The sequence below is a fragment of the Bradyrhizobium sp. CCGB12 genome (assembly GCF_024199845.1).
GTDB lineage: Bacteria > Pseudomonadota > Alphaproteobacteria > Rhizobiales > Xanthobacteraceae > Bradyrhizobium.
Genome location: NZ_JANADO010000001.1, coordinates 2,082,430 through 2,091,804 on the forward strand (window position 1 = coordinate 2,082,430; position 9,375 = coordinate 2,091,804).

Consider the following 9,375-nt stretch of genomic DNA (forward strand, 5'->3'; position numbering starts at 1 on the left):
GACGCGATGCCGCGAAGGACAAGGCCCATGCTGGAAGAGAAACTCAAGGACGCCATCGTCGACGAGCTGAAGCGGCAGGCCGCAGACCGGCCGCAAGCGCTCAAGATCCAAGGCGCAGACGATGTGAAGCGCTCGGAGGAGCTGACCGTCAACGGCAAGGTCGATCTTGGCGCGCTGGTCATGGTGATCGCGGGATCGGTCGCGGGCGGGCCCTAGCTCGTTCCTTTAGCCATATTCCTCGCCGATGCCGTATTCCCGGTAGATCTCCAGTGGATCGCGGTCGGGAAACAGGCGGCATTTGGCCTGGGCGAGGTGCAGGCTCACCGCCGCCGGCTCCTTGCCGTTCGAGAGCAGCTTGCGGATGTCGTCCATATGCGCGTTCGGCCGGTGCTTTGCATCGAGCTGCTCCAGCGCGACCAGCGCGGTCGCGAGGGCCTCGGTCAGAACCCAGTCGTCGTGGCCCGTGATTCCCTTCTTCGGCATCGGCAGACCCCACATGTGGCGACGCTCGATAGTCTATCGCGACTTCCGCCAGATCGCCATTGAGCCGTCGCGGCTTGCGGGTGGAAATGGGCCGACGGCGCGCGCCTGACTGCATTATGGCCGCGTGTGGCTAAATGGCGGCAAGTTGCGGCGCGATAGTATCTTTCTCGAAATAAGTTTCGCGTAGACGGGCCCGAACGGCATCCAGGCCGCTGTTCTGTTCCGGTCTGGGCCCCCGATTCCTATGCGCAACGACCCGCGCTACCCTTCAAGGCTCGAGCCAGCATGGTTTTTCTCAGCTTCGTCTACCGCTTCGTCACCAATTTCGCGTTCCTGGCGGTGGTCTATTTCAGCCTGAACTTCATGGAGAAGTATCCGAACCGCGCGATCCTGGCGATCCTGGTGCTGGTCTATGCCGCCATGCGCGCGGCCTCGACGCTGCGCGCGTTCTACTTTTTCCAGAAGATCGAGAAGCTGGAGGCCGAGACGCGGCGCCTTCAGGCCCCGATCAATGATGGCTCGGGCGGAACCGCGGCACGCAAGCAGGTCGTTGCCGACGTTGGGCGGCTGCGGCGCGACGGCGAGCTGAAGTCCTATATGGATCTGTTCTTCCTGGCGCTGATCGTGCTGCTCTGCGTCGCCGCGATCATGCGGCAGTAGGAGCCGTATCCGGGCGAAGTGCCTGGCGGTCGCGTGAACAACGCGTCAAGATAAGAAATCTGCAGCATCGGTTCTGATTCAATCAGAACCGATCATGCTCTAAGCGCGCTTCTTCACGCCGGCGACGCGGGTTGGACGCGGCGCGGCGCTCTTCGGCACGGCACTATTGATCGCAGCAGCGTGCTTCGGCGTGCCATGCGCGGCGTGCGCCGTCCGGTGTCCCTGCGGCTTGACCTGTGACCTCACTGCCTTGCCCTTTGCTGCCTTGTCCTTGGCCGGATGAGGCCTCTCGGCAGCCATCGCCATCCGCGTCGCGGCGCGCCGCGACAATGTCGTCGACAGCAGCACCTCGACCGAACCCTCGGGAATCGCAAAGAGGTCGTGGCCGGGGACGGGCAGGGTGGCCGCGACATTCGCCTGCGCCATGGTCCGGCGTGGCAGCAGCGGCTGATGCTCGGTCTGCGCATTGAGATCCGCAAGAGATGGCGCCGGCAGCATCCGGGTCTGCGCGAACACGAAATTCGGCACGCGCGGCCAGCGCGCGATCGGCGTCGTCTCCGTTGGCGGATGCAGCAGCCATTCCACCGGCGTGGTCGGCGTTGCCGGCCGGTCGGCGGTCGCAGGCACCACATGGACGATGCGGTAGCCGCGCGCCTTGAGATCGCGGATGATCCTCGGCAGCGCCGCCACCGTGCGAGCCTGGATGTCGTGCAGCAGCAGGATGCCCTTGCCCTTGGCCTCCAGCCGCTGCATCGCGAGCTGATAGACGCGATCGGACGACACATGGCGCCAGTCGTCGGCCGGGAAATCGGCGCTCCAGACCTGGATGCCGCGCGAGATCAGGAGGTTCTCTACGCCTTCGGCGCGCATCAGGCCGGGAATGCGGAAGAACGGTGCGAGCTTGGACGGATCGGTCATCGCGGCCGAAGTCCACGCGATGCCGCCGTTGATCTCGGCCTCGGCCTTCTCGATCGGCATCCGGTCGAATGTCAGCGGATGGTCCATGCTATGCGTGCCGACAGTGTGACCCGCCGCCACCAGCTTGCGCACGCCTTCCGGGTTGGCCTTGGCCTGCTGGCCGATGATGAAGAAGGTGGCCTTGATGCACTCGTCGGCGAGGATCTGGAGCACCTGGTTGGAATATTTCGGCAGCGGACCGTCGTCGAAGGTCAGGACCACTTCGTGGTCCTTCAGCGGCAGCGTCTCGCGATACTGCATGGTGCCGATCAGCGGATGTTCGCGCGGATCGACCACGAGGGTGCGGGAGGTGCCGAGCGCATCCGGATGGCCGGGACAGTCGGCCGCGAGCGCCGCCGGCGAAGCGGTCAGCAATCCCAACAACAGGCCAAGGACGGTCCACGGTCGCGTCCGCAAAACAACGCTACTTCCGATCATGAACCTTCGTCTGCCCCCATATGCGATTACCGCCTTAATAGGTCGGAGACATCAGGAAACGGTTCAGGTGCAACGAACCCTTTCCCAAGCAAAGTCCCCCTTCATTTGCACGGGGTAGCATGAACAGAGTGTTAATAGGGCCAAAATCACCCCATTTTGCGCCGGCGTGACATTCCGGCATCAATGCGCGTCGGCACTCTTATGCGTCGCACCCCCCGGCACGACGTGAACCACCCGATAGCCGTTCTGCTTCAGATACCGCAGAAAGGCCGGCAGCATCGCCGCCGTGCGCGCCTGGGCGTCGTGGAAGAGGATGATACCCTTGCCGCTCGCGGCCAGGCGCTCGGTGACGAGCTTCAATTCCTGCTCCGGCGTGATCCCTTCCCAGTCGTTGGCCCACAGGTCGGCCCCGAACACGACGATACCGCGGTCCTGGAGCAGGTCGAGCTGCGCGGGCGTCGACTCGAAATAGGGGAAGCGGAAGAACGGCGTTGAAGGCGTCGTCGTTGACACGCCATTCAGCGCCTTCTCGTCGGCCGCGATGCCGCGCTCGATGTCGCTCTTAGCCTTCTCGAACGGAATCCGCGCCATGTACGGGTGCGAGAAGGTGTGGTGGCCGATGGTGTGGCCCTCGCGGGCGATGCGCTTGACCATGTCAGGATGCCGGGAGGCGGACTGGCCGACCAGGAAGAAGGTCGCGCGCACGCATTCCTGCGCCAGCGCCGCCAGCACCTTCGACGTCGTCGGCGGGTTCGGCCCGTCGTCGAAGGTCAGCACGACCTCGCGATCGGCGAGCGGCAGCGTCTGAGGGAAACTCTTCAGGCCCACGCGCGGGGTCGTCTTGGCATCGACGGCCAGCACGCGCGCGGTGCCGAGCGCGTCCTTGCGCGGGCACTCGGCGGCTTCAAGCGATGTGGCGCCAACGAGGCCCGCCAGCAGCGCGCCCAGGGTCATGGATGTCCATTCCGGCCGACGCATCTTTGTCATTGCGCTCGCAGTTCCCTTGTGGGTATTGCCTGACCGTCAGCCCAGACCATCTGATCCCACCTGTCAACCGGCGAGGCGCGCCATGGATGAACATATGGACGGTGCCCCTCCCGCCGCGGATTCGGTACTCGACCACGTGCCGATGCGCAACGAGGACGGCGAAATTCGTCACGAATTCGTCGAGGAAATCGCCCATGCGATCGAGGCTGGGGACTCGGCGCAGCTGCGCGCGATCGTGGCCGAACTGCACGAGGCCGATCTCGGCGACCTGATCGGCGCATTGGAGCCTGACGACCGTGTCCGCCTGGTCGAGCTGACCGGGCGCGATTTCGACTTCTCCGCACTGAACGAGGTCGACGAGGCCGTGCGCGAGGAGATCCTCGAGGAGCTGCCGCCGGAGACGGTCGCAGAAGGTGTCCGCGAGCTCGAATCCGACGATGCGGTCGAGCTGCTGGAAACCCTCGACGCCGAGGAACAGGAGGAAATCCTCGAGAAGCTGCCGCTGCGCGAGCGCGTCGCGCTCGAGCGCAGCCTGCTATATCCGGAGAATTCCGCCGGCCGCCGGATGCAGACCGAGTTCATCGCAGTGCCCCAGGATTTCACCGTGGGCCAGGCGATCGATTACATGCGCGAGACGCCGGATCTGCCCGACCGCTTCTACGAGATCTACGTCGTCGACAAGGATCAGCACTGGCAGGGTGCCGTGCCGCTCGACGTGCTTCTGCGCGCCCGCCGCCCGGTGCCGCTCACCGAGCTCACCGACGAGGATCGTCGCCGTGTCTCCGTCCTGGAGGACCAGGAGGAGGTGGCGCGCATGTTCGGCAAGTACAATCTCGTGGCCGCGCCCGTGCTCGACACCCAGGACCGCCTGGTCGGCGTCATCACCGTCGACGACGTCGTCGACGTCATCGAGGAGGAGGCGGACGAGGACCTCAAGGCGCTCGGCGGCGTCACCAGCGACGAAGAGCTGTCGGACACGTTTCTGACCATCGCGCGCGGCCGCTTCAATTGGCTGCTGGTCAATCTCGCCACCGCGTTCCTCGCGTCCTCCGTGCTCGGCCTGTTCGAGGGGCAGCTCGAGAAGATGGTCGCGCTCGCCGTGCTGGCGCCGATCGTCGCGAGCCAGGGCGGCAATGCCGCCACCCAGACCATGACGGTTGCGGTGCGGGCGCTCGCGACCCGCGAGCTCGGCTCCTTCAACGCCTGGCGCGTGGTGATGCGCGAGACCCTGGTCGGCCTCGTCAACGGTCTCGCCTTTGCGGTCATCACGGGCATCGCCGCCGTGGCCTGGTTCAAGATCCCCGGCCTCGGCATCGTCATCGGGCTTGCGATGGTCTGCAACCTCATCGCCGGCGCGCTCGGCGGCATCCTGATCCCGATGGCGCTCGACCGTGTCAGGGCAGACCCGGCGGTGGCTTCCGGCACGTTTGTCACGACCGTGACCGACGTCGTCGGCTTCTTCTCCTTCCTCGGCATTGCGACGCTCTGGTTCGGGTTGAGGTAGCTCTCACCACCATTGTCATTATGACGGCTCCGCCAATCATCTTTAATCCGAACTTAAGCGACCTGCCGCATCATCGCCTTCGCTTGGGGAAATGGGCATGCGGTTGCGGCTGAAGGCGGACGGACGGATCGTCGAATTGCGGGACGGACGGGAATTTCCGGTCCAGCCTGCGGCCACTGCCGCGCCAGGCGAGGCTGGCCCGTTCGCGGTGCGCGATCTGCGCCGCCGCGCCTGCCTGACCCAGATGGAGTTCGCCGCAAAGCTCGGCGTCCCCGTCGAGACCATCCGCAACTGGGAGCAGGGCAAGCGTGCCCCGCGGGGACCGGCTCGCGCGTTGCTCGCCGTGATCGCGCATGCGCCGGAGACCGTATTCCAGGCGCTCGCCAAGGTCTGACGCGCACCTCCCGTGAGTCTTGCAGTGAATATCCGGTCCGACCGCTGCGGCTCCCGTTGGCAGCATTATTGGCCCGGTCCATAATGACATTTGGGGCTGCCGCAACAGAGAGGATTCCTCATGCTGTTCGTCGAGGCCAACGGTGCCAGGATCCCGGCGATCGGGCTCGGGACCTGGGAATTGGACGGCCGGCTTTGCGCCCGCGTGGTCGAGCAGGCGCTGCGGCTCGGCTATCGCCACATCGACACCGCGCAGGTCTATGACAACGAGCGCGAAGTCGGCGACGGCGTGCGTGCTTCGGGCGTGCGCCGCGACGACATCTTCCTCACGACGAAAGTCTGGACCAACCATTTCGCGCCCCACGATCTCGAGCGCTCGGTCAAGGAGAGCCTCGCCCGCCTGCGGCTTCCCTCCGTCGACCTGCTGCTGTTGCACTGGCCCAATTCGCACGTGCCGCTGGCGGAGACACTTGGAGCGCTCTCGCACGCCAAGACCATGGGCCTGACCCGCCACATCGGCGTCTCCAATTTCACCGTGGCGCTGATCGAGCAGGCGGTTGCACTGTCGCCCGAGCCGCTCGCCTGCAACCAGGTCGAATATCATCCTTATCTGGGCCAGGCCAAGGTGAGGGCGGCCTGCGACCAGCACGGGCTTGCCCTCGTCGCCTACAGTCCTGTCGCCAAGGGGCGCATCAAGACCGACCAGACGCTCGCAGAGATCGGCCGCGCCCATCGCAAGACGCCGGCCCAGGTGTGCCTGCGCTGGCTTGTGCAGCAGAATGTCGCTGCGATCCCGCGCACCTCCCGCATCGAGCGCCTGTCGGAAAACATCGAGATCTTCGATTTCGAACTGTCGGAGGACGAGATGGGCCGGATTGCCGCGCTCGCCAATCCCAGAGGACGCCTGACCGACTTCGGCTTCGCGCCGAAATGGGATTGAGGGGGGCTTCCATTATGCTAGGACCAGCGCGGCAACCCGAAGTCAGTCGATGGAACCGCGGAAGATCATACGGACGGACATTGCGGCGTCGGCGATCGCGCATCTGACGCTGGTGGGGCTGATCATCCTGATCAGCGAGGTCCATCCGTTCCACGCCGCGCCGCCCGAGACCGTCGCCGTCGACATCGTCACGCCGGAGCAAGTGCAGGAGGAGATCAAGGAGCAGGAGGCGAAGGAGACGGCAAAGGAGAAGCCGCCGGAGCCGACGCCCGATCTGAAACTGCCCAAGCTGGATTTCACCGACAAGTCCGAAGCGGCGGGCAAGCCTGCGGCCAAGCAGCAGGGCGCGCCGTCGCCGTCACCGCAGGCTTCGCCCGAGCCGCAACGTTCTGCGCAGCAAGAGGTGCAGCAGCAACCTTCGCCGCCGAAACCGCGCGAGGCCGATGCACAGCCGCAGCAGCCTCCGCCGCAAGCCCAGCCTCAGCCGATGGCGCAACCACCGCTACAGGCGATGCCGCAGCCACCGAAACAGCCGCCGCCGTCACAAGCGATGCAGCAGCCCCAGACCGCGCCGCCGCCGGCCTATCAGGCGCCGGCACCCGACGTCACCGTCAGATACGGCGTCATGCTCGGGCTGCCGCCCGCATTGCCGCCGGAGCTGCCGAAGGGCGCTTCCAAGGACGATGGCGGCGACGCCCGGGATTCGATCGGAGCCAAGCTGCCGCCCGAGATCATCGCCGAGTTTCGTCGCCACCTGAGAAGCTGCGCCAAGCTGCCGGCCGGGGTCGACCCAGCTGACAACGTGCAGATCAAGCTGCGCACGGTATTCGCGACCGACGGAACGCTGGCGCGCGAGCCGATCCTCATGGCGGCTCCGCCGTCCGCGAAGGGCGTGGCCCTGGTGAAGTCCGCAATGAGCGCGCTCCAGAGCTGTCAGCCCTACAAGATGCTGCCGGCGGACAAATACGGGGAATGGAAGGTGTTGGATTTGCCGTTCAGCCCAAAGGATTTCGGCGGGTCGTAGGCCGGCGGGATGGGGCGGGTGCGGCGAAGCCCATGATGTTTCCTAGGGCCTTCCGATACGTGGCTTCAGCCATGCCATGATCACGGCGTGCGGAGCTCGCCGGCTGCGTGGCAGGCGGTGCCTTTCGATGACGCGCCGGGCAAAGGCGCCTGCCTGTTCGGCGGACCGTCGCTCCGCTGCTGAAAGCGCCATCCACTCGCGAATGACGGCGCGTCGTATCTTTGATGTCGGCATCCGATCAATCCTTGAAGTTCCGGTGGATGCGCGTGCTCAGGCGGCCTGCTGAACGGGAACGGCTTGCGAGCGCCGCGCTAGAACCACGCTGCCGCAGGGGTGCTCGGCGCCTTGCAGGACGACGAAGCCGCGCTTCATCACTGCGGCACGCAGGGCTTCCTTCGCGGCGGTCTTCTGCGCATCGAGCCAGATCACCAGCTCGGCGCGGGGGCCGAGGAAGTCGTCGAGCCAATCCATCGTCGCATCGAGCGCGTGGAGCGTGCGCCGCCGCCAGTCCACGAGCGCGACTTCATATTGACCTGCGGGGAGGCCGCAATTGCCTGCCGCCGCCGCCAGCAGATATCCGCGGCGATGCAATTCCATCATCAATTCCATGCTCTTTGCGCCGACCACGACGATGCGTTGCCGCGTCGAGCAGTTTGCGATGGCCATCATTGGATCGATGATCCGGTCGCCGACCACAGAGGTAGACATCGTTTTCCCCCAGTTCGCTATGCCGCGCGAGCTTGCGCGACGGAGCGGATATGGCGCCGGAGCCGGTAGGATTTCGAGACTGGCGCGGTCGCAGTTTCATAGGAGTGGCATAGCCTCCACTGCGAGCTTCTCCCAACTTATGTTCCGCCTACAAACAGGCGCTACGATCCCCATCGAATTCAAATGCCATCGGCGTCACCTTGTGGACGAACGCGCGCCATCGCGCATTGTCGGGAGATCAAGATGTCCGCCTATCGTGCATTGATCATGGGTCGACACGACCGTCCAATAAGGTTGATCCAGATGGATTGCATCGACGATGAATCCGCGATCAGCTCTGCAGAGCGGCTCGTCGACGGCCGCGACGTCGAGCTCTGGCAGATGGACCGGCCTGTGGCCAGATTCGATTCCCGGTCGGGGACGATGCACAGGAAGTAAGCGGAGGTGTCGCACGCGGCCGGAGGTTCGCGGCCCGACGGGCCTTGGACACGCGCATCAATGACCGCGCTTCCGCATCTCCTCGCCATCCATCAGCTCCGGCGCCATCGCCGCCCAAGCACTGGACGCGAACTGCCGTCGCCATGTCACGACCACCACCGCCGCCGTGGTCACGAACAGCAGCCACGGGCTGACGAACCAGCCGAGATAGCCGAGCGCGAAGAAGAAGGCGCGCTGGCCGCGGTTGAAGTGGCGGCCGGCGGATTCGAACAGGCGCGAGGTGCGGATGACATGGGCTTCGGCCTCCGGCGTGTCGCGCTTGTCAGCAGGCGGCATGCCGCCGAACAGGATCGCGACATAGTTGAACAGGCGATAGGCCCAGGCGAACTTGAAGAAGGCGTAGACGCAGATCAGCACGAGGCCGACACATTTCAGCTCCCACATTGCCGGCGACGTGCTGAGGTCGATCGGCAGCTTGCTGAGGATCATGATGGCGTCGTTGGTGGCGTGCAGCAGCGCCAGTGCGCCGCCGAGCGCGAACAGGCTGGTGGAAGCGAAGAAGGCGGTACCGTTCTGGAGCGAGGCCATGATCTGCATGTCGACCATGCGGGTGTCCCGGTCGAGCATCCGGCGCACCCAGACTTCCCGATAGCGGTTCATCCGCGCCGACAGGCTGTCGCGGCCATAGGCCGAATGCTCAAGCGTCAGCGCGTAGACCAGCCATTCGATGATGAAGAAGCCGACGGCGGTGATGTCGACCCAGTGCCTGCTCATGTCCGTCTCCTTGCGGGCCGCAACGATTGCCACGCATGGCGAGGCGCAGCAACGATTGATTGGCGGCAG

At 65.2% G+C, this 9,375-nt stretch carries 12 protein-coding genes; 7 read left to right on the forward strand and 5 right to left on the reverse strand.

What is annotated here, in order from left to right:
* The first annotated feature begins 27 nt into the window (after positions 1–27).
* The gene (locus NLM27_RS09990; RefSeq protein ID WP_254143154.1) at positions 28–216 is read left to right on the forward strand and encodes a hypothetical protein; all 189 of its coding nucleotides are present in this window, start codon (positions 28–30) and stop codon (positions 214–216) included.
* A gap of 9 nt (positions 217–225) precedes the next feature.
* Here NLM27_RS09990 and NLM27_RS09995 read toward each other — a convergent pair whose 3' ends face one another.
* A complete protein-coding gene (locus NLM27_RS09995) occupies positions 226–483 on the reverse strand; it encodes a hypothetical protein (protein WP_254143155.1) in 258 nt (85 codons plus the stop codon).
* Positions 484–768: 285 nt separating this feature from the next.
* Between NLM27_RS09995 and NLM27_RS10000 the strand changes: the two genes are divergently transcribed.
* The gene (locus NLM27_RS10000; RefSeq protein ID WP_254143156.1) at positions 769–1,143 is read left to right on the forward strand and encodes a hypothetical protein; all 375 of its coding nucleotides are present in this window, start codon (positions 769–771) and stop codon (positions 1,141–1,143) included.
* A gap of 99 nt (positions 1,144–1,242) precedes the next feature.
* Here NLM27_RS10000 and NLM27_RS10005 read toward each other — a convergent pair whose 3' ends face one another.
* Both NLM27_RS10005 and NLM27_RS10010 read right to left on the reverse strand, forming a co-directional pair.
* Positions 1,243–2,538 (reverse strand): polysaccharide deacetylase family protein, encoded by a 1,296-nt coding sequence (locus tag NLM27_RS10005; RefSeq protein WP_254143157.1) that lies wholly within the window; start codon positions 2,536–2,538, stop codon positions 1,243–1,245.
* Between the two features lie 180 nt (positions 2,539–2,718).
* Positions 2,719–3,492, reverse strand: a complete 774-nt coding sequence (locus NLM27_RS10010; protein ID WP_254143158.1) for a polysaccharide deacetylase family protein — start codon at positions 3,490–3,492, stop codon at positions 2,719–2,721.
* A 115-nt stretch (positions 3,493–3,607) separates the two neighbouring features.
* Here NLM27_RS10010 and mgtE point away from each other — a divergent pair, with 115 nt between their 5' ends.
* From mgtE to NLM27_RS10030, 4 genes are all read left to right on the forward strand, one after another.
* Entirely contained in the window at positions 3,608–5,029 is a 1,422-nt protein-coding gene (gene mgtE / locus NLM27_RS10015; RefSeq protein WP_254143159.1) for a magnesium transporter, read from the forward strand.
* A 91-nt stretch (positions 5,030–5,120) separates the two neighbouring features.
* Positions 5,121–5,423 carry a DNA-binding transcriptional regulator gene (locus NLM27_RS10020; protein WP_254143160.1) on the forward strand — a complete coding sequence of 101 codons (303 nt, stop codon included), beginning with the start codon at positions 5,121–5,123 and terminating at the stop codon, positions 5,421–5,423.
* 120 nt (positions 5,424–5,543) lie between these two features.
* The gene (locus tag NLM27_RS10025) at positions 5,544–6,362 is read left to right on the forward strand and encodes an aldo/keto reductase (protein ID WP_254143161.1); all 819 of its coding nucleotides are present in this window, start codon (positions 5,544–5,546) and stop codon (positions 6,360–6,362) included.
* A 49-nt stretch (positions 6,363–6,411) separates the two neighbouring features.
* A complete protein-coding gene (locus NLM27_RS10030; RefSeq protein WP_254143162.1) occupies positions 6,412–7,386 on the forward strand; it encodes a hypothetical protein in 975 nt (324 codons plus the stop codon).
* A 270-nt stretch (positions 7,387–7,656) separates the two neighbouring features.
* On the opposite strand, the gene NLM27_RS10035 is transcribed toward NLM27_RS10030, so the two are convergent.
* On the reverse strand, positions 7,657–8,094 hold the full coding sequence (locus NLM27_RS10035) for a hypothetical protein (protein WP_254143163.1): 438 nt from the start codon (positions 8,092–8,094) through the stop codon (positions 7,657–7,659).
* A gap of 243 nt (positions 8,095–8,337) precedes the next feature.
* On the opposite strand from NLM27_RS10035, the gene NLM27_RS10040 reads away from it, so the two are divergent.
* Positions 8,338–8,532 (forward strand): hypothetical protein, encoded by a 195-nt coding sequence (locus NLM27_RS10040; RefSeq protein WP_254143164.1) that lies wholly within the window; start codon positions 8,338–8,340, stop codon positions 8,530–8,532.
* Between the two features lie 57 nt (positions 8,533–8,589).
* Here the strand turns inward: NLM27_RS10040 and NLM27_RS10045 are convergent, their stop codons facing one another.
* Positions 8,590–9,306: a DUF599 domain-containing protein gene (locus NLM27_RS10045; protein ID WP_254143165.1), complete on the reverse strand. Its 717-nt coding sequence runs from the start codon at positions 9,304–9,306 to the stop codon at positions 8,590–8,592.
* Positions 9,307–9,375 lie beyond the last annotated feature (69 nt).